General features: G+C 70.3%; 19 protein-coding genes and 1 pseudogene. 15 read left to right on the top strand and 5 right to left on the bottom strand.

The features are described 5' to 3' along the window. Positions 1-129: 129 nt before the first annotated feature. Positions 130-2,226, top strand: a complete 2,097-nt coding sequence (locus tag OV207_RS18150; RefSeq protein ID WP_267556413.1) for a WD40 repeat domain-containing protein — start codon at positions 130-132, stop codon at positions 2,224-2,226. A gap of 18 nt (positions 2,227-2,244) precedes the next feature. Here the strand turns inward: OV207_RS18150 and OV207_RS18145 are convergent, their stop codons facing one another. Beyond that, entirely contained in the window at positions 2,245-2,757 is a 513-nt protein-coding gene (locus tag OV207_RS18145) for an Mpo1-like protein (RefSeq protein WP_267556412.1), read from the bottom strand. Positions 2,758-3,488: 731 nt separating this feature from the next. Here OV207_RS18145 and asnB point away from each other — a divergent pair. From asnB to OV207_RS18125, 4 genes are read left to right on the top strand one after another with little or no spacing between them, the layout of a single operon-like run. After that, entirely contained in the window at positions 3,489-5,441 is a 1,953-nt protein-coding gene (asnB, locus tag OV207_RS18140) for an asparagine synthase (glutamine-hydrolyzing) (protein ID WP_193347593.1), read from the top strand. Continuing rightward, the gene (locus OV207_RS18135; protein ID WP_267556411.1) at positions 5,438-6,562 is read left to right on the top strand and encodes an FAD-dependent monooxygenase; all 1,125 of its coding nucleotides are present in this window, start codon (positions 5,438-5,440) and stop codon (positions 6,560-6,562) included. Before asnB ends, OV207_RS18135 begins: the two co-directional genes overlap by 4 nt. Before the next feature lie 16 nt (positions 6,563-6,578). Continuing rightward, the gene (locus OV207_RS18130) at positions 6,579-7,655 is read left to right on the top strand and encodes an acyl-CoA dehydrogenase family protein (RefSeq protein ID WP_267556410.1); all 1,077 of its coding nucleotides are present in this window, start codon (positions 6,579-6,581) and stop codon (positions 7,653-7,655) included. 11 nt (positions 7,656-7,666) lie between these two features. Then, positions 7,667-8,128, top strand: a complete 462-nt coding sequence (locus tag OV207_RS18125; protein WP_267556409.1) for a PaaI family thioesterase — start codon at positions 7,667-7,669, stop codon at positions 8,126-8,128. A 16-nt stretch (positions 8,129-8,144) separates the two neighbouring features. Here the strand turns inward: OV207_RS18125 and OV207_RS18120 are convergent, their stop codons facing one another. Further along, the gene (locus OV207_RS18120) at positions 8,145-9,074 is read right to left on the bottom strand and encodes a LysR family transcriptional regulator (RefSeq protein WP_267556408.1); all 930 of its coding nucleotides are present in this window, start codon (positions 9,072-9,074) and stop codon (positions 8,145-8,147) included. Positions 9,075-9,149: 75 nt separating this feature from the next. Between OV207_RS18120 and OV207_RS18115 the strand changes: the two genes are divergently transcribed. From OV207_RS18115 to OV207_RS18085, 7 genes are all read left to right on the top strand, one after another. Beyond that, positions 9,150-9,770, top strand: coding sequence for a luciferase family protein (locus OV207_RS18115; protein WP_193347598.1), 621 nt, complete (start codon positions 9,150-9,152; stop codon positions 9,768-9,770). Positions 9,771-9,799: 29 nt separating this feature from the next. After that, on the top strand, positions 9,800-10,675 hold the full coding sequence (locus tag OV207_RS18110) for an NAD-dependent epimerase/dehydratase family protein (RefSeq protein WP_193347599.1): 876 nt from the start codon (positions 9,800-9,802) through the stop codon (positions 10,673-10,675). 239 nt (positions 10,676-10,914) lie between these two features. Continuing rightward, a complete protein-coding gene (locus OV207_RS18105; RefSeq protein ID WP_193347600.1) occupies positions 10,915-12,105 on the top strand; it encodes a hydroxymethylglutaryl-CoA synthase in 1,191 nt (396 codons plus the stop codon). Between the two features lie 63 nt (positions 12,106-12,168). After that, a complete protein-coding gene (locus OV207_RS18100) occupies positions 12,169-12,798 on the top strand; it encodes a YceI family protein (protein WP_193347601.1) in 630 nt (209 codons plus the stop codon). Positions 12,799-12,847: 49 nt separating this feature from the next. Continuing rightward, positions 12,848-13,777: a hypothetical protein gene (locus tag OV207_RS18095; protein ID WP_267556407.1), complete on the top strand. Its 930-nt coding sequence runs from the start codon at positions 12,848-12,850 to the stop codon at positions 13,775-13,777. 46 nt (positions 13,778-13,823) lie between these two features. Further along, entirely contained in the window at positions 13,824-14,654 is an 831-nt protein-coding gene (locus tag OV207_RS18090; RefSeq protein ID WP_267556406.1) for a hypothetical protein, read from the top strand. Beyond that, a complete protein-coding gene (locus OV207_RS18085) occupies positions 14,654-15,577 on the top strand; it encodes a DMT family transporter (RefSeq protein ID WP_267556405.1) in 924 nt (307 codons plus the stop codon). Before OV207_RS18090 ends, OV207_RS18085 begins: the two co-directional genes overlap by 1 nt. 165 nt (positions 15,578-15,742) lie before the next feature. Here OV207_RS18085 and OV207_RS18080 read toward each other — a convergent pair. Together OV207_RS18080 and OV207_RS18075 are read right to left on the bottom strand one after the other, a co-directional pair. Next, positions 15,743-16,470: pseudogene (locus tag OV207_RS18080) on the bottom strand (IS5 family transposase); the annotation flags it as partial. A gap of 436 nt (positions 16,471-16,906) precedes the next feature. Continuing rightward, the gene (locus OV207_RS18075) at positions 16,907-17,311 is read right to left on the bottom strand and encodes a hypothetical protein (protein WP_267556404.1); all 405 of its coding nucleotides are present in this window, start codon (positions 17,309-17,311) and stop codon (positions 16,907-16,909) included. Between the two features lie 302 nt (positions 17,312-17,613). Here OV207_RS18075 and OV207_RS18070 point away from each other — a divergent pair, with 302 nt between their 5' ends. Then, positions 17,614-18,867 carry a hypothetical protein gene (locus OV207_RS18070; protein WP_267556403.1) on the top strand — a complete coding sequence of 418 codons (1,254 nt, stop codon included), beginning with the start codon at positions 17,614-17,616 and terminating at the stop codon, positions 18,865-18,867. 60 nt (positions 18,868-18,927) lie between these two features. On the opposite strand, the gene OV207_RS18065 is transcribed toward OV207_RS18070, so the two are convergent. Beyond that, positions 18,928-20,217 (bottom strand): universal stress protein, encoded by a 1,290-nt coding sequence (locus tag OV207_RS18065; protein ID WP_267556402.1) that lies wholly within the window; start codon positions 20,215-20,217, stop codon positions 18,928-18,930. 320 nt (positions 20,218-20,537) lie between these two features. Here OV207_RS18065 and OV207_RS18060 point away from each other — a divergent pair, with 320 nt between their 5' ends. Beyond that, the gene (locus OV207_RS18060; protein ID WP_267556401.1) at positions 20,538-20,855 is read left to right on the top strand and encodes a hypothetical protein; all 318 of its coding nucleotides are present in this window, start codon (positions 20,538-20,540) and stop codon (positions 20,853-20,855) included. Positions 20,856-20,912: 57 nt separating this feature from the next. Further along, positions 20,913-21,215 (top strand): TraR/DksA family transcriptional regulator, encoded by a 303-nt coding sequence (locus OV207_RS18055; RefSeq protein ID WP_267556400.1) that lies wholly within the window; start codon positions 20,913-20,915, stop codon positions 21,213-21,215. The last annotated feature ends 32 nt before the right edge of the window (positions 21,216-21,247 follow it).

Genomic DNA, 21,247 nt, shown 5'->3' with positions numbered 1-21,247 from the left:
AGGGACAAGGTGGGGGCCGCGCCAGCCTTCGCATCGCCTCCTCCGTCTGGTCGCCTGGTCGCCCACCGTTCATGGGAGGAGCCCCGTCCACTAGGCTCCGCGTCCATGCCTTCCGGAGGGGCGCGTCCCTTGAAGAGCCTGAAGCCGCATTGGGGTGTCCTGGCGTTGCTATTCGCCTCGTGCGCGACGCACGAGACCACCCGCGCGAAGGACCGGGACGACACAGTGGCGCGGGACCTGCGGGCCCGCATCTACCTGGCGAAGGGCGAGGCGGCGGTCGAGTCCCGGCGCTGGGGCGTGGCGGCGGCCTCCTTCGCGATCGCTCGGGCCTCCCAGGACTCGCTGGCGGCCCGGTGGGGACAGGGGCAGGCGTCGGGCCGGGCCTCCACGCTGCGCTGGACGAAGTCGTTCGAAGGCTCCGTCCTCGCCGTGGCGTTCTCTCCGGATGGGCGGGTGCTGGCCTCCGCGGGCTACGACGCCATCGTCCGGCTCTGGGATGTGGAGCGCGGGGACCTGCTGGCGGAGCTCAAGGGGCACACGGCGGAGGTGCATGCCGTGGCCTTCGCGCCGGACGGGCGTTGGCTGGCGTCCGCCGGCAGGCCTGGGGAGGTTCGTGTCTGGGATTGGCGGCAGGGACGCCAGGTGGCGCTGTTGCAGGGACATGCGGACGTCGTGCGGGGGCTGGCGTTCTCCCCCTCGGGCGACCGGTTGGCTTCCGGAGGGTTGGACAAGGCGGTCCGCGTCTGGGGCCTGGCCACCGGCACGGAGCACCTTCGCTTCGAACATGACGAGCACGTCATCGCGGTGGCCTTCTCCCCGGATGGGAAGCGACTGCTCTCCACGAGCATGGACCGGAGCGCGCGGGTCTGGGACCTGGAGACGCGCAAGGAAGCGCACCGCCTCGTCGGTCACGGGGAGAAGGTGGAGTCGGGGGCCTTCTCCCTGGATGGACAGCGGATCATGACCGCCGCGGCCGACCACGCGCTGCGCTTCTGGGATGCGCGGTCGGGGCAGCTCGTGGACGTCCTGCGAAACAGCGGGGATGTGTCGGCCGCCGCCATCGACCCCGCGTTCACGCTCGTCGTCCAGGCGGGGTGGGATGGGCGTGTCCAGCTCGTCGACGCGCGTGGCGGAGCCCTGGTGGAGCGGCTGGAGGCGCATCGGGGATTCGTGATGTGTGTCGCGCTGTCTCCCGACGGGCGCACCTTCGCTTCCGGCGGGATGGATGGCGTCCTCAAGGTCTGGTCCCGGCCGGGTGCACCGCCGGACACGCTCCTTCGCGGACATGGGGCCTGGGTGGAGGCGCTGGCGTTCTCCCAGGAGCAGGAGTTGATCTCCGGCGCGGAGGACGGGCTGCGACGGTGGCGCGTCGCGGACTGGAACAGCGTCGTCTCAAGCGCGGAGGGGACGGAGGCCACGGTGTCGCTCGCAGTGAGCCCGGACCGGAGGCTCCTCGCGGCGGGCACCTTGAAGGGGAGGGTGCGGGTGTTGGAGGCCGGCTCGGGCCGACCGCTGCTGGAGCTGTCGGGCGTGAAGGGCTCCGTGCGCGCGGTGGCCTTCAGTCCGGATGGGAAGCTGCTCGCCGCCGCGGGAGACCCGGACCTCCACCTCTGGTCCCTGCCCGAGGGCACGCCCGCGGGGCGGCTCCAGGGGCACACCGGGAAGCTCTGGGCCCTGGCCTTCGATGGGACGGGGCGCCGGCTGGTGTCGGGCGGCGCGGACATGACCGTGCGGACCTGGGACGTGGACACGCGTCAGCCGTTGCTGCGACTCGAAGCAGGGGAGCGGGTCCGGGCGGTGGCGTTCACCCCGTCCGGTGACCGGCTGGTGACGGCCGGCATGCGGCAACCCATCCGTCTCTGGGACGCGGTGACGGGCCAGCCGTTGATGGCGATGGATGAGGGCACGGTCGGGGTCCTGTCCCTCGCCCTGTCACCTGACGGGCGGTTCCTGGCCTCGGGGGGCCTGGACGCGGAGGTGAAGGTCTGGGGCCTGCCCTCCGGGGAGCTGATGGGGCGGGTCAGGGGGCAGCAGGGCTTCCTGTCGGCGCTGGCCTTCTCACCCGACGGCGCGATCCTGGCTTCCGCGGCCTCCGACCGGACCGTGCACCTCATCGGGTTCCAGGCCCTGGCCCATCCACCCCCGGCGGGGGCGGGGATTGAGGACCTCCTGCGACGCCATGGGCTCGTCTGGGATGAGGCGCGGCTCCTCGTCGAGCCCCGCTGACGCAGCAGGGGCCCGCGCTCAGCGCGAGGGGGCCGTCCCGCCGCTGGCCGAAGTCACCCGGGCGTACAGGTCGCGCTTGAGGCCCATGGAGAAGAGCACCAGGGTGATGAGGTACACGGGTTCGATGAAGAAGAGCAGCGGGCCGCCCAGGGACAGCCCGTGGGTCTTCTTCTCGAAGACGACGTGCGCGCCCACCACCAGCGCGAACCGCGCCACCATCACGCCCACGGCCACGCCCACGGCGGTGCCGGTGGGCAGCCGGGCCACCGCCTCCGCGGCCATGAGGGTGGGCACCAGCGGCAGCGCCATGAGCAGGCCCGCGGTCCACTCCAGCGTCACGGCGTAGAGGACCACCGCGAGCGCCAGCAGGTGCGCGGCGGTGAGGGCCACCCCGGGCACCGGCAGGTGCACCCAGGACAGGGGCACGAGCAGGGAGAACGTGAAGAGGTAGGCCCCCAGGAAGTGCACGGCGCGGCTGACGCCGTTCTCGTGCAGGGGCAGCCAGGGGCGCAGCTTGTCGGCGAAGCTCATGGGGGCCGAGCGTAGGCCATCCCGGGGGGACGGGGCACGCCCCGCGCGTGGCGGCGGCCCGGAAGGTCGCCACCGTCCCGGCCCGCTCCCGGGATGTCTGTCATTGCTGGCGGCGGGGACGGGCCTTCGCTGGACACGAAGCGCAGTCGGCTGGATTGAAAGACAGGCGATATCTGCCGGCAAGCTGTCGCAGGACAGGCAAGTATTGCCGCAAATGCATACACGGGGTGCCATGGCCGAAGGCAGGCGTAATCTGCCTTGGGTTGAGCCCCAAGGGCAGGCGATTTCTGCCCTTCCCCAGAGGGAGACGTGTCTCTGGAACGCCCAAGTCCAGTTACATTGAATTAACCGGATTAAGTCGGTTGATACGATATTTCAGCTATCGCTCTGGCTTTTGGGATGCTATGTGCTGTGCCGGTCGGTTGGGATGAATCAAGCCGCCGGCCTGACCCGTCATGGGTCGTGGTTTCAGAGGGGGAGTGATGGAAGAACATTGTAGCGGTATGGGGATGCATTCGACGACCGCCTGACGAGCCGCTCCTGGAAGGGCGCTCGGTCACCTGCGCGTTCTCCCTTCCAGCGGGCTCCAATCCATTGCCAGAAAACCGTGGTCGGTCTGGACGTGTCTCCAGGACGGACGGCCATGTGCTTCGCCGTGTCGTGGGTGCCTTGGGGGCGCTCATGGCGCTGGCGCTGACGGACCCGTTTTATCTCGAAGGAAGCAGCCTGCTATGTGCGGATTCATTGGCGTCTACCAGCGTACCCCCGCGTCTTTTGACGACCGGGCCCTCCTCACCGCGCTGACCACCCTCCACCACCGTGGGCCCGACGAGCGCAGCCTGTGGCATGACCCCGCCGGCCGCGCCGTGCTGGGGCACGTCCGCCTGAGCATCATCGGTCTGGACAACGGCAAGCAGCCCATCGTCGCGGACGAGGGTGACATCACGCTGGTGGTCAACGGCGAGCTCTACGACCACGAGCGGATCCGCCGCGAGCTCCAGGCGCTCGGCTGTCAGTTCAAGACGGACTCCGACAGTGAGATCGCCCTGCACCTGTACCGCCGCTCCGGCCTCGCCGGGCTCAAGCAGCTGCGCGGTGAGTTCGCCATCCTGCTGTTCGACCGGCAGCGCCGCCTGATGCTGGCCGTGCGCGACCGCATGGGCATCAAGCCCATGTTCTACGCCCAGCACCGGGGCGCCTGGTACTTCGCGTCGGAGATCAAGGCGCTGCTGGCCGCCGGGGTCCCCGCGGAGTGGGACGAGGACGCCTACGCCAGCCGCGCCTTCTATCTGCGCGACCACACGCTCTTCAAGGGGGTGCGCAGCGTGCAGCCGGGGTGCTGGGTGATGGCCGACAGCGGTGGCCTGCACCACGGCCGCTACTGGGACATGGAGTTCGCCCGCCAGGACGCGCCGGATCCCTCCGACGAGCAGGGGATGATTGAAGCCGTCCGCGCCGCGGTGGAGAAGTCCGTGCGCCTGCGCCTGCGCGCGGACGTGCCCATGGGCGTCTACCTGAGCGGCGGCATTGATTCCTCCGCCATGCTGGGCGTGGCCACCCAGCTGTCGGGCCAGCCCCTGGACGCGTTCAACCTGTCCTTCACGGACATGGACGACTACGACGAGAACCGCTTCGCCCGGCTGGCCGCGGAGCACAACGGGGCGCGCTTCCACACCGTGGCCGTGTCCCAGGACGACCTGGCGGACCACTTCGAGCAGGCCCTCTGGCACAACGAGACGCCGTTCTTCAACGCGCACGGCGTGGCCAAGTACATCCTCAGCCAGACGGTGCGCGACGCCGGGATGAAGGTCGTCCTCACCGGCGAGGGCGCCGACGAGGTCTTCGCCGGCTACCCGCACTTCCGCCGCGACATGCTCCTGTACAACCCGGAGCGCCAGGACCCGAAGCTCGTCACCCAGCTGCGCCAGCGCATCCAGGAGAGCGAGAACGGCTACCAGCGGCCGGACATGCCCCAGGACATCCACTGGATGGTGGAGCAGCTCAGCCACGGCGTGTCCTGGCTGGACAACCAGGCCGGCTGGTTCAAGGCGCTGGAGGCCCTGTACCGCAAGGACTTCCGCGAGCGCTTCGAGGGCACGGACCCCTACCGCCAGTTCTACGACCGGCTGGATCACCGCAACCTGGAGGGCCGCGACCCGGTCCACAAGTCCATGTACCTGTGGGCCAAGTCCTACCTGCCCAACTTCGTGCTCACCACGCTGGGCGACCGCATGGAGATGGCCCACAGCATCGAGGGCCGCGTCCCCCTGTTGGATCACCACGTCGTGGAGCTGGCCTGCCAGATGCCCGTCTGGATGAAGGTGCGCGGCTCCACGGAGAAGTACGTCTTCCGCGAGGCGATGAAGTCGTACCTGCCGGATGCCCTCTACAAGCGCAAGAAGCACTACTTCCGCGCGCCCCCGGCCACGCTCCAGCAGAAGGGCCGGCTCTACCAGTTGGTGCGCGACGTGCTGAACGGCTCGGAGCTGGACTCGCTGCCCTTCTTCGACCCGGCCCGCGTGCGCGACCTGCTCCACCGCCTGCCGCAGTTGAGCGCCCATGAGCAGGGCCTGTTGGATCCGATGCTGATGGAGCTGACCAGCCTGTGCCTGTTGCAGAACCGGTACTCGCTGCGCTCCTCCGGCTCGCAGCCCCTGTGGAGCGCCCGCGAGGAGGCCGCGTGAGGGTCGCCATCATCGGCGCGGGCCTCAACGGCCTGGCCTGCGCCGTCATGCTCAAGCGCCTGGGCGTGGACTGCGTCGTCTTCGAGCGGGGCAAGGGACCCCGGGACTCGGGCACGGGCATCTACGTGTGGCCGCAGGCCATGCAGGTGCTGAGATTCGTGCTCAAGGACCGGAAGTTCCTCTCCCGGGGCCAGCCCATCGAGTTCCTGGACACGCACGACAAGCAGGGCCGGCTCATCCACAGCCAGCCGGTGCGCCCGGACGGCCTGGGCCTGCCCGCCCCGGCGATGATGTTCCTTCGCACGGAGCTGTTCCGCCTGCTGGCGGACAGCCTGGAGGAGGACGACATCCACTACGACATGGGCTGTGAGCGGCTGGAGAACGTGGGCGACCAGGTGCGCCTCACCTTCACCAACGGCCACTGCTTCGACTTCGACCTGGCCGTGGGCGCGGACGGCGTGTCGTCCACGACGCGCGCGTTCGTCAACCCGGGCCTCGTGCCGCATGACACGGGGCTGGTGGCCAGCCGGGGCGTGGTGACGTTCGACTCGCCCCTGCTGCACTCCGACCGCTGTCAGATCTTCACGTCCCACCATTCCCGCGTGGTGACGTACCCGCTCAACAAGGCCAGCTCGCTGCGCTACTGGTTCGCCGCCTACCAGCACCGCAACCAGCCCCTGCTGGACAGGCAGGGCCTGCTGGAGCTGTTCGCGGCGCTGCCGGAGGACCTGCTGCGGATGATGGGACAGACGCCGGAGGAGGACATCCTCACCCACAAGCTCAAGGCGCTCACCGGCGAGGGCCAGTGGTTCCGGGGCCGCGTGGTGATGCTGGGCGACAGCATCCACGCGATGCTGCCCACCCTGGGCTACGGCCTGACGCTGGGGCTGGAGAACGGCTTCATGCTGGCCCAGGCCCTGGTGGGGCACTGCGACGCTGGCCTGGAGACGGCGCTCCAGCGCTATGAGATCCGCGCGGCGCGGCGCTCCCGGGAGATGCTCCAGGTGATGAACGACTTCACCCAGCTCTACTACTTCGAACCGGAGGGGGAGGTGTCCCCGGCGCGCCTGTCCCCCATCGTCCAGCGCTTCCAGCACCTGGCGCAGACCACGGTCTTCTAGGGTGGGCACGGACACGATGCCGCAAGCGTTCCGGGAGCAGGTGCGCGCCTTCGTCAACGACCACGTGCGGCCCCACGTGGACGCCTGGGAGCGCGACGGCGAGTACCCGCTGGAGCTCTACCGGCAGGCGGGCAGGGCGGGCCTGCTGGCCCTGGGGCGCTCCCCGGAGCAACTCCCCGACGACCCCCGGGCGCTGGCGGTGCTGGTGGAGGAGCTGACCCTGGGCGGCGCCCAGGGCATCACCATGGGGCTGGCGTCGCACTTCGTCAGCCTCAAGGCGGTGCAGGGAAGCGACGCCCGGGTGGCGGCGCGCGTGGTGCCGGCGGTGCTCAAGGGCGACCAGGGCATCGTCCTCGCGCTGACCGAACCCCAGGCGGGCTCCGACCTGCGCGCCTTCGAATGCCGGGCCGAGCCGCACGACGGTGGCCACCGGCTCACCGGGGAGAAGCGCTTCATCTGCAACGGGGGCCGCGCGGACCTGCTGCTGGTGGGCGCGGTCCACGAGGGCGCCCTGGGGCTGTTCCTGGTGGAGGGCTCCGCGCCCGGCCTGTCCAGCGCGCGGCTGTCGTGCCTGGGCTGGCGGTGCCTGCCGCTCGCCGCCCTGCGCTTCGACGCGACGCCCGCGCGCCTGCTCATCGCGGGGCGCGAGGCGGGGCGCCTGCTCCAGCAGTGCCTGCAACAGGAGCGGCTGAACCTGGCGGTGATGGCGGTGGCGTCCGCGGAGCTGGCGCTGCGCGACACGGTGGCGCACTGCCGTACGCGCCGCGTGGGCGGCGAGGCGCTGCTGGACAAGTCCGTCCTGCGCCAGCGCCTGGCCGAACGGCACTCCGAATTGAGCGTGGTGCGGGTGTACGTGGAGCAGGCCGTGCGCTGGCAGGCGGAGGGGCAGCTGTCCCCGGCGCAGGCCGCCATCGCCAAGAACTCCGCGGTGGACGTGCTGGAGCGCATCGCGCACGACGCGGTCCAGCTCCAGGGCGCGCACGGCTGCGTCGAACCGGCCGTCGTGGAGCGCATCTACCGCGACGCGCGGCTGCTGGGCATTGGCGGGGGCGCGCGGGAAGTCATGCTGGAAGTCATCGGACGGGCCTTGTGACGGGAGACACGATGAAGGACCTGAGTGAACACGCCCGGGCGCACTCGCAGGCGCTCCTGGAGCACGCGTACCAGCGCTACTGCGGCCTGCGGCTGATTGAGCAGCGCCCCGGCTTCTGCCAGTGCCGCCTGCGCGTCACGGAGGCCATCGACAACCTGAGCCACACCCTGCACGGCGGGGTCATCTACTCCATGCTCGACGTGGTCAGCATGCTGGCCACCCTGCCCACGCTGGGGCCCGACGAGTACGCGCTCACCAACAGCTTCAACAGCATGATGATGTCCGCCACCCCCCTAGGCGCGGAGGTCCTCTTCGAGGCGAGCGTGCTGCGAAGCGGCCGCAACCTCATCTTCACCCAGAGCCAGGCCTGGAAGATCGCGGAGGACGGCCAGCGCACGCAGATCGCCTCCGCGCAGCTGAGCAAGTTCCGCATGCGCGTCGACTGGAAGGATGGCGCGGCCCGCAAGGGCTGACGCCCGCCGTCGTGCCTCAGCCGCGCTTCGTCGCGGCGGTGTGGCTCCAGCCCGTGTCGCTCGCGAAGCGCCGGGCCAGGAAGTCCACCCAGGCGCGGATTTTCGGGGTGAGGGTGCGCCCCGGCGTGGCGTGCACGGCCCAGATGGACAGGTCCGGCAGCGCGTGGTCGTCCAGCACCTCCACCAGGTGTCCGCCGCGCAGCTCCTCCGCCACCGCGAACAGCGGGAACTGCCCGATGCCGGCGTGCCCCAGCACCGCGGTCTTCAGGGCCAGGCTGCTGTTGGCCTGCAGCGGCCCGGTCGTCTCCACCAGGGTCTCCTGGCCGTCGGGCCCGCGCAGCTTCCAGGCCGTGCCGGAGGCCAGGTAGGTGTACTGCACGCACCGGTGCTGCCGCAGGTCTTCGGGCCGGTGGGGCGTGCCGTGGCGGTTCAGGTACGCGGGCGTCGCGCAGATGACGCGGCGGCTGGACGCGAGCTTCCGGGCCACGAGCGACGAGTCCGGCATCTGCGCGATGCGGATGCAGACGTCGAAGCCGTGCTCCACCAGGTCCACCACGCGGTCATCCAGCTGGATGTCCAAATCTATCTCCGGGTAGCGCTCCAGGAACTCCGGCATCGCGGGCACCACCTGCATGAGCCCGAACGTCATCGGGATGCTCACGCGCAGCCGGCCGCGCGGCTTGCGCCGCAGCAGCAGCACCTCCGCCTTGGCCGCCTCCAGCTCCTCCGTCATGCGCTGGCAGCGCGTGGCCAGCGCGTGCCCCTCCGCCGTCGGCGACAGCTTGCGCGTGGTGCGGTGCAGGAGCCGGACGCCCAGCGTGCTCTCCAGCAGCATCACCTGCTTGCTGACCGTCGCCTTCGACAACCCCAGCGAGCGGGCCGCCACCGTGAAGCTGCCGGTCCGCACCACCTCCGCGAACGTGAAATAGGGCGCGACGTGCTCCATTGGTCACCTCCAGGAAACAATCCTTTTCCCTCCTGCGCGTAGTGTCCAGTCGTCAACCCGCTCTATAGGAAAGTCATGGTTTCCCGAAGGAAGGTCCTCGGGGTGCACGTGGCGCTGTTGTTCGCCGCGACGGCCTGCACCCCCCCGGCGAATGAAGTGCCCCGCGCGGAGGCGCCGGGCGTGTCGCGGGTGCTGGCCTCCACGGCGCCGGAGCCGTCCTTCCGCCTGGCCGCGCGCAAGGGCCCGCGCCCGGAGACGACCGACGCGCCTCCGGGCACGCCGCTGGCGCACCGGCAGCTGAGCCAGGTGTCCCCCCCGGACATCCAGGAGCGCCTCTTCACCCGCGCCGCGGCCCTGCCGGACGTGACGGTGGCGCCCAGCGGCATCTCCGTGCCGGGCGCCCGCGCCTTCTGGCTGCGGCCGGAGGCCGTGCGAGGGCCCCGGGCGGCCTTCCAGGTGGGCACGGAGTTCGCGCACATCCACCCTTCGGAGGACGGCAGCCTGCACGTGAAGTTCCCGCCGGACCTGGCGCGGCAGGTGTTCCAGCAGGGCTGGGGCATGCCCCATCCGCGCTCCGGGACGCCCATGCTCTACGGCCCGCGCGACGCCGAGGAGCTGGAGGTCGTGTGGCAACTGCTGTTGCGCTCCTACGCCTGGGCCCATGACGGCCAGGTGGTGGGGGTGACTGTCCAATGACTCAACCTGAACTCAAGAAGAGGCTGAACATGAAGATCCTTGTCACGGGCGCGACGGGCTACATCGGCGGGGCGGTGGTGGATGCGCTCATGCGCGCGGGCCACCAGGTCGTGGGCCTGGCGCGCTCCGACGATGCGCGCAACAAGCTCACCCAGCGGGGCGTCCAGGCCGTGGCGGGGGACCTGGCGGACACCGCCGGGCTGGCCTCCCTGGTGAAGGACCTGGACGCGGTCGTCTGGACCGCGACGACCAACAGCGAGGCGGTGGACGCGCCCGCCGTCGCGGCGGTGCTGGACGCGCTCAAGGGCACGGACAAGACGTTCGTCTACACCAGCGGCGTCTGGGTGCACGGCGACACGCGCGGCAACGTCGTCACCGAGGAGACCCCGCTGAGCGCGGCGGCGCTGGTCGCCTGGCGCCCGGCCGTGGAGCAGCGCACGCTGGGCACGCCGGGCGTGCGCGGCATCGTCATCCGCCCGGGCATCGTCTACGGCAAGGGCGCCGGCATCCCCACCCTGCTCACGTCGTCCGTGAAGGACCACGGCGCCGCCCGCTTCATGGGCACGGGTGAGAACCACTGGCCGGTGGTGTTCGTGGAGGACCTGGCGGACCTCTACGTGCGCGCCGTGGAGAAGGCCCCCGCCGGCACGGTGCTGGTCGCGGTGCAGGGCCCGTCCGTGAAGGTGAAGGACGTCGCCGCCGCCGCCAGTGAAGGCGCTGGCGCCGGAGGCAAGACGGTCGCCTGGCCGCTGGAGGAGGCGCGCAAGCAGTTCGGCGCGTTCGCCGACGCCCTGGCCCTGGATCAGCAGTTCTCCGCCCAGCACGCGCAGAAGCTCCTGGGCTGGATGCCCAAGGGCCCCGGCATCATCGACGAGCTGCGCAGCGGTTCCTACGCGCGGCGCTGAAGACGGACGGTCCCCGCCCGCGCGTCGGTGCCTCCAACACCGAAGCGCGGCGGGCCACCGCCAGCAGCACGGGTCCTCCGGTGAACGCGGAGCACCCGACGGCGGCAGGGCGGGGTTGGGGCCCCGCGTGAGCCGCCGGCCTTGATTCAATGACACACATGGCTTCCCAGGCCACCACGTCCGTGGGGCACGGGAGGCGTGTGCGCGGTGAACACAACGAAGCACCCGAGGGGGCAGTCATGCAGGTGGGCCTGGAAGCAATCGGTGTCGCCGTTCCGGACACGTACGTGGAGTTGGCGGACCTGGCGATGGCGCGTGGGGTCGCGCCGGGCAAGTACGTGGACGGCCTGGGCGTGACGCGCATGGGCGTGCCGCTGGTGGACGAGGACACGGTGACGCTGGCGGCGCGCGCGGCGCGGATGGCGCTGGAGTCGGCCCGCTGCTCGCCCGACGACATCGGCCTGCTGGTGGTGGGCACGGAGACGGCGGTGGACCACTCGAAGCCGGTGGCCTCCTACGTCCAGGGCCTGCTGGGCCTGTCCACGCGCTGCCGCATCTTCGAGACGAAGCACGCCTGCTACGGCGGCACCGCCGCGCTCCAACTGGCGCTGGACTGGGTGCGCTCCGGCAGCGCCAAGGGCCGCAAGGCGCTCATCGTGTGCTCGGACATCGCCCGCTACGGCGTGGGCACGCCGGGCGAGCCCACCCAGGGCGCGGGCGCGGTGGCGATGCTGGTGTCGGACCACCCGGCCCTCGTCGTCCTGGAGGCCGGCAAGACGGGCGTCTACTCCAAGGACGTGATGGATTTCTGGCGTCCGCTGTATTCGAAGGACGCGCTGGTGGACGGGCACTACTCGGTCCAGTGCTACCTGGACGCGCTGGAGGGCGCCTACCGGTCCTACCAGGAGGCCGCGGGGGACGCGGGCGGGGAGGGCGCCTACAGCGACCGCTTCGCCGCGCTCGTCTACCACGTGCCCTACGGGAAGATGTCCCGCAAGGCGCACCGGCACCTGCGCACGCTGGACGGGGACGCCGCGCCGGACGCCAGCTTCGACCGGTTGGTGGGCCACAGCCTGGTGATGCCGTCGCAGGTGGGCAACATCTACACGGGCTCCATGTACCTGGCGCTGGCGAGCCTCCTGTCGTCCGCCCCGGAGGACCTGACGGGCAAGCGCGTGGGCCTGTTCTCCTACGGCAGCGGGTCCTGCGCGGAGTTCTTCAGCGGCGTGGTGCAGGACGGCGCCCAGGCGCGCGTGAAGGCCCTGGGCCTGGAGGCGCGGCTGGCGCGCCGCCGCGCGCTGTCCATCCCTGAGTACGAAGACGTGATGCGCGCCCGGGAGCACCTGGACGAGCGGCCCGCCGCGGACGCCGCCGGTTCGGGCTTCCGCTACCAGGGCACGCGCGACCACAAGCGCATCTACGCGACCTGATTCCTGGCGGCCCCCGTCCACGGCGGGGGCCGCGTGATGGTTTTCCCATTGGAGAGCAACACCATGACGTCGTTCCTCAAGTCCCTCGCCTTTGCCGCCGTCCTCGCCGTCCCCTCGCTCGCCGCCGCCACCGAGTATGAGATCCACCCGACCAACTCGTCGGCGCTCTTCTCCGTCAAGCACATGATGGTGTCGAACGTGCGCGGCTCCTTCTCCAAGGTGACCGGCACGGCGAACATCGACGAGAAGGACCTCACGAAGTCGTCGGTGGAGGCGGTCATCGACGCCGCGACCGTCAACACGAACGACGCGAAGCGCGACGAGCACCTGCGCGGCCACGAGTTCTTCGACGTCGCGAAGTTCCCGACCCTCACCTTCAAGTCCACCAAGATTGAGAAGGCCGGTGACGGCCTGAAGCTGATGGGCAACCTCACCATCCACGGCGTGACGAAGCCGGTGGTGCTGGAGGCGGAGGGCTTCACCGTGGAGTCCAAGGACCCGTACGGCAACGTGAAGCGGGGCGGCACGGCGACCACGAAGGTCAACCGCAAGGACTTCGGCCTGACGTGGAACGCGGCCCTGGAGACGGGCGGCGTGGCGGTGGGGGAGCAGATCTCCATCACCCTCGAAATCGAGCTCGTCAAGAAGCAGCCGAAGGCGCCGGTGAAGTCGGCCACGAGCACCACCCCGTAACACCGCCGTCTTCCGGCGGTCTTCCCCCCTTCCCCTGGGAGTTGGTGTCATGGCTCGGACCACCGCGCATCCCCCGGCCAGCCGCCAGGTCGGGCTCGAGAATCGGCGGCGGCAGTGCGCCGCCTGTGGCGGGCAGGCGCCCGCGGACTACCGGGCGCGCCGCAACGTGGTGACGCTGAACGGCGTCGTCGCGCTGAAGGTGCAGGTGCGGGTGTGCCACCGGGAGGGCTGTCCACTGCGCCTGAAGGCCGTCCGCGCGGAGGAGGAGGGGCTGTGGGTCCTGCCGGAGCATGAGTTCGGCCTGGACGTCATCGCGCTCATCGGGGCGCTGCGCTATCAGGAGCAGCGCAGCGTCCCGGCCATCCACGCGGCCCTGCGCTCGCGGGACGTGCCCATCTCCGAGCGCAGCGTCACCAACCTGCTGGCCCGGTACGATGAGCTGCTGGCCCTGCGGCTGGCGGACTGCCTCCGGCGCAAGGCGGTGACGCAGAAGCTGGGCCGGGTGGTGCTGTCCATGAGCGCCCTGCGCCCGGAGGTGGGCAGCGAGGTGCTGTGGGTGGCGCGGGAGTGTCTGTCCTCCGAGGTGCTGGGGGCCTGGAGCCTGCCGGATCACCGCGCGGAGGAGCTGGTGCCGCGCTTCCAGGAGATGGCGAGCGCCCTGGACGTGCCGGTCGTCGGGGTCGTCTCCGACGGGCAGGGCCCGGTGGTGCGCGCGGTGACGGAGTCGCTGCCGGGGGTGCCGCACCAGTTGCGCCCGTCGCACGCGCGCTTCGATGCGGCGCGTCCCCAGCCGGAGCCGGAGCCGGAGCCGGAGTCCGAGAAGGTATTAGCGCTGCCGTCGTGCGAGCCGTGCACGGACGCGCACCCCGTCCCGCCCCGGCCGGCGGAGCGCGAAGCGTTCGCCACGTTGTGTCTGGCCTTCCTCCTGGGCCCGGAGTTGCTCCAGTTCGGCGCCGCGTGCGCGCCCGCGGCGCTCTGAGCGTCGGGCTTCCCTCTCTTTCTTTTCACCGCTGCCCTCCACCGTCATGACTCCTTTCATTCGCGCCCTTGGCGCCGCGCTCCTCTTCGCCTCCCCGGCGGCCCTCGCGCAGGGGCCCGCGCCGCGCCCGCCCAACGCGCTGCTGTATGAGACGTATGCCTATTCCGGGTCGCTCAACGGGCAGCCCACCACGGTGTTCGCCCCGGCGCTCTCCGCCTCGGTGGCGCTGTCTGAACGGCTGAGCCTCAGCGCCGCCTGGCTCTTCGCCTATGCCCCGTCCCGGGGGGGGGGCCCCACCGCGTTCCAGGCGGGCAACCCGTCCGTGGGCCTGGGCGGCGTGCTGAGCGACGACGGCGCGTTGAAGGTCCGCACGGGTGGAAACCTGGTGCTGCCCTTCACCCTCATCACCGACCCGGACGACTTCGGCTCCGCGCTGCTGCGGCGCGCGGCCACGCTGCGGGGCAACAGCGCCTTCAGCCTGGTGAACCCGGGGCTGCTGGGCCTGACGCCGTGGGTGGACGCGACGCTGAAGACGGGGCGCTTCCGCTTCGGGCTGGACGGGCGCATCCCCATGTCCGCGCAGCTCTCCGAGAAGCGCGGCCAGCGGGTGGACGCGGTCATCCAGGTCTCCGGCTCCGCGAGCATGGACGTCTCCTCCCACGTCCTGGTGGGGTCCACCTTCCAGGCCATCTACCTGGCGACGGCGGTGGAGGGCGCGGACCCCACCTTCCTCGCGCTCATCCCCCACGCGCGCTTCTACGGTTCGGCGGGCTTCGTGGAGGCCCGGCTGGTGATGAACCTGGATGCACCGCTGGGCTTCGCCTTCTCCGAAAACGGGCTCTGGGCGGCGGCGCTGGCGCTGGGCACGACCTTCTGATGAGCGCCCCCCTGCCGCTGACGTCCTCCTCCCGGGCGGGCTCCCGCCTGCGCCAGTGGGGGGACGCGCCCCTGCTGCTGCTCATCGCCACCGGGATGCTGCTGGGCAGCATGCTGCCCATGTCCCGCGTGGCGCGCGCGGAGGGCTGGTCGCCGCTGGAGTTCGCCTTCTGGCCGGCGCTCGGCAGCGGGCTGGTGCTGGCGTTCGCCGGGGGCCGGAGCGTGACGGGCTCCCCGGAGGCGCGGCCCGTGCTGCTCTACAGCCTGATCGCCGGCGTGCTGAGCGTGGCCGTCCCCAACAGCGTGACCTTCATCGTCATGCAGAGCGTGGGCACCAGCGTGACGTCGCTGGTGTACACGCTGCCGCCGCTGTTCACGTATGCCTTCGCCTGGGGGCTGGGCATTGAACGCTACCGGCCGCTGCGGCTGGCGGGCATCGTGGTGGGCCTGGTGGGCGCGGCCATCCTCGTGCTGGGCCGCACCAGCGCGCCCGGCACCGGGTCCTCGTGGTGGCTGGCGCTGGCGCTCTGCACGCCCATCAGCATCGCGGCCGGCAATGTGTACCGGAAGCTGCGCATGCCCAAGGGCGTGCCCGCGAGCCTGCTGGCGGGGGGGATGCTGCTGGGCGGGGCGCTCGCGCTGCTGCCGCTGCTGCTGATGAACGGGGGGCTGCCGCGCCCCGGCCTGGCGGGGTGGAGCGTCATCCTGGCCCAGTGCTGCTTCACCAGCCTGGGCTACCGCGTGTACTTCCATTTCCAGAAGGTCGCGGACCCGGTGTACTTCAGCCAGTTCGGCTACGTCGTGTCCGCGACGGGCGTGCTGTCCGGGCTGCTCTTCTTCAACGAGCACCTGACGCTGCCCATGCTGCTGTCCATCGGCGTCATCCTGGCGGGCATCGCCATGGTGAACGCCCGGAGCGCCTGAACTCCAACCGGAGGCGGTGAGCGCGGCGCTGCACGCGTGGGCCAGGGCGCGGGCCTGCCGCACGCCGACCGCGACTTGGACTTCCTTTCATGACCGGCGGGGGCGTCTGCGCTGAAGTACGACGCAGCAACCGAGTTGCAGAGGCGCTAGGTGCAGGTCGGCTCAGGGCTCCTCTCGGATGCGCAGGCGCTTGATGTGGTGCAACCAGGACAGGCTGCGCTCCACCACCCAGCGGTGGCCGTCCCAGTTTCTGGCTCGACTCGACTCCTTTGCGCGCGATGCGCGGCTTGATGCGCCGCTCGCATCGCCTGCGGCGGATGACGGCGTAGTCGTAGCCCTTGTCACCATGTGCCTTCTTGGGGCACCTGCGCGGCCGGCAGCGGCGCCCGGTGTGTCCGGGAGGGATGGCATCAACGAAGGGGCGCGCGCTTCATGTCGTGCACGTTGGCGGTCGAGAAGAGCAAGACGAGTGGCAGCCCTTTTCGGTCTACGACGAGAGGGGGCTTGGAGCCCTTCTTCCCTTTGTCGGTGGGATTCTTGCCCGCTTCGGGCCCCCCTTTTTGAGCCCGGACACTGCCCGAGTCGAAAAAGGCACGGCTCCAGTCGATGCGGCCGCGCATGCCCAACTTGTTGAGCAGCTTCTGCTGCAGCTTGCGGAAGACACCCGCCTTCGCCCATCGGTTGTGCCTGAGCCAGCAGGTGACTCCACTCACGCCGAAGACTTCCGCCGGCAGGTCCTCCCTCGCAATGCCCGTCTTCAGCACGAAGAGGATGCCGCGCAGGGCCGCGCGGTCATCTACGTACCGGCGGCCTCCTTGGCGGTGGCGACAACGCGTCGACAACAGTGGCCCCATGCGCTGCCAGAGGGCCTCTGGCACGAACTCACGCTTCATGCGTCCAAGGTGCGCGTCACCAGAGCGACTGCACTCCGCGCCCCTCGCTGGTGGGGTATGGAGGCTGCGGGCGGCCAGTTCTAGCCGCTGCGTCCGCCAGGACAGTCCCGCCTGCTCGATGACGCGCATGGAGTCGTTCATCTTCTGTACGCGTGCCGCCTGTTCGAGCACTTGGAGGCGCAGTGCCCCCATGTAGCCGGTCTCGGGCTTGTAGTCCTTGCGCAACCGATGCAATTCCTCCTCATGCCACGCTCCTGGAATCGGGGCGCCGCGTCCGTGGGAACTCCAGAGCGTCGCGGCCCATGGCCTCGTAGAAGGCGGCGGTGGTGGTGGCGCGGGACCTTGCCTTCCAGGAGCCGTACATGGCCCCGGGTCGCCTCCAGCAGCTCGCGCTCCGCCCCGTCCGTTGAAGGCACTGGCAGCCGACGCGGCTCCTCTACCGCCACGAAGGCTTCCCTTGGGACGTGCGAGGCGGTGTTGGTGCGCTCACTGCTGAGCGCGTAACGACCTTCTGGACTCCGAAGACGAGGAAGAAGTCCGGCAGCCGGGGAAGAGGAGGCAGCGGATCCTCAATGCTCCAATCCGCCGGCTCCGCGAGCGTAAGCCCTCGGAGCGCGACGAGCCCCCGGGCCTTCGACGCGTCGATCCCGGCGTAGAATGGCTGCTTGAGGTCTGCCTCCTGTTTGAAGCCCCGGAAGCCCTCCGGACCCCGGTGGAAGGCCGCGCCTCCGGGGGCGTCAATCATCTGTGCCTGGATGTCGAGTCCGCACAGCCGCGCGTTGCCGACGATGGCGAGCTGCGGGACGCAGTCGTTCAGCGGCAGGGGTATGGGGAACTTCAATCCATGGAACCAAGACGGCTGCGGACCCTCCCACTTCTTCGGGACCGGCTTCGTCCGACAGCTCAGGACCAATGTAGATGAGATTGATTTGTTTATTGCGGAATCCGTGCGTGTCTGTTTTCCGTTTTTTGCGGCTCTATTGAGGCGGGTGAAGACGGGGTGGTTCTGACCTGGAGCCCCAATTCCCTCTTGGAGATGTGTGGGCTGACAGGCGCTGTGGCTTGGTGAGAGGAATGGGGGTTGACTGTTTTTGCGTCTCGCGTTGAGAATGTGAGTCGCTGAACAGTGGAGAGGGGGCAGGCATGGCTTGGCTTTGGCTGCGACAGACCCGGACGGGAGTCGCGCTGTTGAGTGGGCTGGTCGTACTGGTCAGTGGTTCTTCGGGTGCCCAGGAGGATGACTTCGAGAGGCTACTCCAGAAAGAAGCGAAGGCTGCCGCTGACGCAAGGGCGGAGGCGGACGTCGCGAAGGCGAAGCAGAAACTGGCCGAGCAGGAAACACAAGCGGCGTCGGGCGACAAGGCTGTGGCGGAAAATGCCAAGCTCCTGAAGAGCGGAATCACCGTGGGCATCAGCGCGGGACTTCAGTTCCCCATTGGTTCCACGAAGGGGACGAGCCTGCAGAACGCGGCGTTCGTAGCCATGCCGTATGTCGCATTCTTTCCTGGCTACTGGGGTGGAAGCGAGACGCTCCGGCAGTACTGCGTTTCCGAGTGGGGGGGAAGCAGCGAGACTGATGCTTCCGCCGCCGCGATGGAAATCGCTCGTCGCAAGGCTTCGAATAGATTCGACGCCTTCGTGAGCGCGATGAATGCGGGTGCCACGGATGCTCAAATCCTCGAGTGGGATTCCTCCGATGTGGATGAAGAACGGAAGCGGATTGTCGTCGCGGAGCGGAATTTTGAACTCGCCGCGAAGAACCAGGTGAGCGCCAACGACGAGGTCGCCAGGGTGTCGAAATCATCGGGCGCGGTCGAGCCTGACGGAAGAACGCGGCCATTCTCGGAGGGCCTCGTGAAGGCATTGGGGAAGGCTGATGCGGCCCAGCGGGATTTCGAGCGCTATCGCGCGGAATATGCTGAGGCCGCCGTCCGACAGGATGACGCTGACCGGGCGGATGTGAATGCGGCCATCGTGGCCCAGATCCGTATCTGGCTGAGAGACAGCACGCCTGCTTCTCAAGAAAGAGAAGCCAGTAAGAAGGACATCATTCGGTGGATCGCGGAGCAGGATTGGAAGTCGACGTTGCGAGGGAACTGCTGGAAGAAGAGGATTGGAGTGTTCCTGGGGAGGCCACTCAATCATGAGGTCCGCGTCAAGGTAGGAGGACTTGGAATTGAGAAGCGCGATTACGTCCCCCAGCTTGCGTTCGGTGGCACGTTCACTCCCAATGCCTATGTTTCGGTCCTTGTTGGCTTGACGGTGGGAAACGTGGAGGTGCAAGGCAGCGAGGGGACCCCGCGTGATCCGCGTACTGCCTGGGCGGGCAACGTGTCGGTGGGCGGCAACTTCGACCTCGCGGCGGCGCTCTTCAAGGGAGCACAATCCATCCCGTAGCGCTCTGGAAGGGTGGGTGGGCGCGCCCTCGGCCTTCGCGCCCATCTTCCCTCGCGCGGTTCAGCGCGCGGGGGGACGCAGCACCAGCACGGGACGGCGGCTCTGGGTGAGCACCTGGCGCGTCACCGAGCCGAGCAGGGCCTCCTTCAGGCCGCCGTGTCCGCGCGAGCCCATGCAGACGAGGTCCGCGTCCAGCCGCTCCGCGGCCTGGGTGAGCATGGCCGCCACCTCCCCCGCGACGAAGACCTCCGCCTTCACGCGCACCTGCCGGGGCTCCAGGCCCCGGGGCACGCGCTCCAGGAGCTGACGCTCGAAGTCGCGGTGCTCTTCCGGGGTGAGGGGCTCCTGCACCACCGTCACCAGATGCACCTCGGAGCCCGGCGGTGCCAGCGCGAAGGCCAGGGGGATGGCTTCGTCGGAGAGCGGGGACAGGTCCGTGGCCACCAGCAGCCGCCGCACCTGGGGCAGCGGGGCCTCACCTTGCGAGGCCGCGGGGCGCACCGGCACCGCGGCCACCGCCATGGGCGCGAGGCGCAGCGCGTGGTGCGCCACCGACGCGAGGTTGCCCAGGACCGTGTGGTGGTGCGTGCCCACCACGAGCACGTCCGCGTCCTGCTCCAGGGCCAGGTCCACCAGGTGGTCGGCCGCGCGGCCCACGCCCTGTCGCAGGAGCACCCGCACGGGCTGGCCCGCCCACGTGTCCACGAGCGCGGCCACCTCGCGCGACAGCGTCTCCTGGAGCAGGGGGCTCGCGTCGTCCATCGTGGCCGGCACGGGCAGCCCCAGCCGCTGGCACTGCTCGTAGACGTAGTAGACGTGGCCGGCCAGCAGCTCCAGGGGGCCGTACTCGCTCAACGCCCCCACCCACTGGCGGGCGGCCAGGGTGCCCCGCGAGCGGTCCACCCCGAGCATCACGCGCAGGGGCCGCTGGCCCGCGAGCCAGGCCTGGAACGGCGCCGCGTCCCGCACCCGGAGCAGCGGCATCGCGGTGGCCTGGGCGATGTGGTCCAGGCTGGCGCTGGCGCCGGGATGGGGCAGCTCCCCGCGCGGAGGGCCCACCACCAGCAGCTTCGCGTCGTGCTGGACGCAGTGGTCGGTCAGCGCCTGCTGGGAGGCGCCCTCCACCAGGGCCACCCGCACCCGCGCGCCCAGCGCCTCCAGGCGCAGCGCCTCTTCACGCAGCAGGGCCAGCAGGCCCTCGCGCACGGGTTCGGCCGCGACGATGAGCGGCGCCGGAGCGACCTGGTGCACGAGCCACAAGGTGCGCTCGCGGCGGGCGGCGAGCAGCGCGGCCACCGTCGCCGCCTGGCGGGCTCCCTCGGAAAAGTCGACTGCGCAGACGATGGTCATGGACGGACTCCAGACGAAGAGGAGCGCCTCACCTTGGCGCCGGGGCTGACGGGGCGGAGCGCGCCCCCGTTGCTCCCGTGACGTTTCACGATGCATGCCGGGCCCCTTCGTGGGCCGTGCCCGGGGAGGGCCGCGCAAGGACTGCGGCGGCCATGGGGCCGCCGCGCAAATCCTGCGCCGCGCGGGGCCTCCTCCAGGAGCCGCCTGGGCGGAGCAGGCCGTGGGGCCCCGTCCCCGGGCACCCTGCGATTGGCACGCCTCCTGAACCAGACGGGGAGAGGCCCCGTGCCGAATCTCCGGTGCGCGGAAGGAGGACCCGGATGGATGCCACGCACGCAGCGCAGCCGCGGGAGGTGCTCCAACGCTGGATGCGCCTGCTCGCGCTGCGGCACCAGCACCAGCACGTGTCGGTGCTCATCCATGCGGCCACCGAATCCGACCTGGTGGACCTCGACGTGGCGCGGGAGGCGGCGTGCCTGCTCGCGCGAATCGAGGCGCGCGAGCTGGAGGAGTTCCTCGCGCTGGAGCGGGCACTGGAGCGCGTCAGCCCCGCGGACGCGTCGTGCCGCGAGGCCTGTGGCGAGGGCCTGGGCCCCGCACCCCGGTGCGCCCCGGGTTGCACGGCGCGGGCACGGTGAGCCTCCCGGGAAGGCTCCAGGCGTGGGCACGCTTCGTGAAGTCACCCGGAGGACCCCATGAGCACCGACCCGATGAGCCTCCAGGCGCGGCAGATGCTGCGCTGTCGTTGCGATGCGCTGCGCGGCCAGGAGCTGTCCGCGCGGAGCGCCCCCTCCGGAAGCGGAGTGCGCTTCTCGCCGAAGGAGCGCTTGGAGCTGGCGGAGGTGGAGGCGGCGCTCGTGCGCATCGACGAGGACCGCTTCGGCGGGTGTGAGGATTGCGGAGGCGCCATCGGGCGCCAGCGCCTGCTCGCCGTCCCCGAAGCCCGCTATTGCCTGGGGTGCGCGGACCGGCGCCGAGGCCAGGAGTCCGGCCGTTGACGCCGCCCCCCCTCGAAGCGATCTTCCATGCA

The sequence above is a fragment of the Corallococcus sp. BB11-1 genome, from assembly GCF_026626625.1.
GTDB classification, from domain to species: domain Bacteria; phylum Myxococcota; class Myxococcia; order Myxococcales; family Myxococcaceae; genus Corallococcus; species Corallococcus soli.
The sequence above is the reverse complement of the archived record's forward strand: the minus strand, read 5'-3'. Positions and strand labels throughout refer to the sequence as shown.

Bases quoted from the DNA above. Each gene is read 5' to 3' on its own strand.
- OV207_RS18145 (WP_267556412.1), bottom strand. From the start codon at position 2,757: ATGAGCTTCGCCGACAAGCTGCGCCCCTGGCTGCCCCTGCACGAGAAC.
- asnB (WP_193347593.1), top strand. From the start codon at position 3,489: ATGTGCGGATTCATTGGCGTCTACCAGCGTACCCCCGCGTCTTTTGAC.
- OV207_RS18130 (WP_267556410.1), top strand. From the start codon at position 6,579: ATGCCGCAAGCGTTCCGGGAGCAGGTGCGCGCCTTCGTCAACGACCAC.
- OV207_RS18125 (WP_267556409.1), top strand. From the start codon at position 7,667: ATGAAGGACCTGAGTGAACACGCCCGGGCGCACTCGCAGGCGCTCCTG.
- OV207_RS18120 (WP_267556408.1), bottom strand. From the start codon at position 9,074: ATGGAGCACGTCGCGCCCTATTTCACGTTCGCGGAGGTGGTGCGGACC.
- OV207_RS18115 (WP_193347598.1), top strand. From the start codon at position 9,150: ATGGTTTCCCGAAGGAAGGTCCTCGGGGTGCACGTGGCGCTGTTGTTC.
- OV207_RS18110 (WP_193347599.1), top strand. From the start codon at position 9,800: ATGAAGATCCTTGTCACGGGCGCGACGGGCTACATCGGCGGGGCGGTG.
- OV207_RS18105 (WP_193347600.1), top strand. From the start codon at position 10,915: ATGCAGGTGGGCCTGGAAGCAATCGGTGTCGCCGTTCCGGACACGTAC.
- OV207_RS18100 (WP_193347601.1), top strand. From the start codon at position 12,169: ATGACGTCGTTCCTCAAGTCCCTCGCCTTTGCCGCCGTCCTCGCCGTC.
- OV207_RS18095 (WP_267556407.1), top strand. From the start codon at position 12,848: ATGGCTCGGACCACCGCGCATCCCCCGGCCAGCCGCCAGGTCGGGCTC.
- OV207_RS18090 (WP_267556406.1), top strand. From the start codon at position 13,824: ATGACTCCTTTCATTCGCGCCCTTGGCGCCGCGCTCCTCTTCGCCTCC.
- OV207_RS18085 (WP_267556405.1), top strand. From the start codon at position 14,654: ATGAGCGCCCCCCTGCCGCTGACGTCCTCCTCCCGGGCGGGCTCCCGC.
- OV207_RS18070 (WP_267556403.1), top strand. From the start codon at position 17,614: ATGGCTTGGCTTTGGCTGCGACAGACCCGGACGGGAGTCGCGCTGTTG.
- OV207_RS18065 (WP_267556402.1), bottom strand. From the start codon at position 20,217: ATGACCATCGTCTGCGCAGTCGACTTTTCCGAGGGAGCCCGCCAGGCG.
- OV207_RS18060 (WP_267556401.1), top strand. From the start codon at position 20,538: ATGGATGCCACGCACGCAGCGCAGCCGCGGGAGGTGCTCCAACGCTGG.
- OV207_RS18055 (WP_267556400.1), top strand. From the start codon at position 20,913: ATGAGCACCGACCCGATGAGCCTCCAGGCGCGGCAGATGCTGCGCTGT.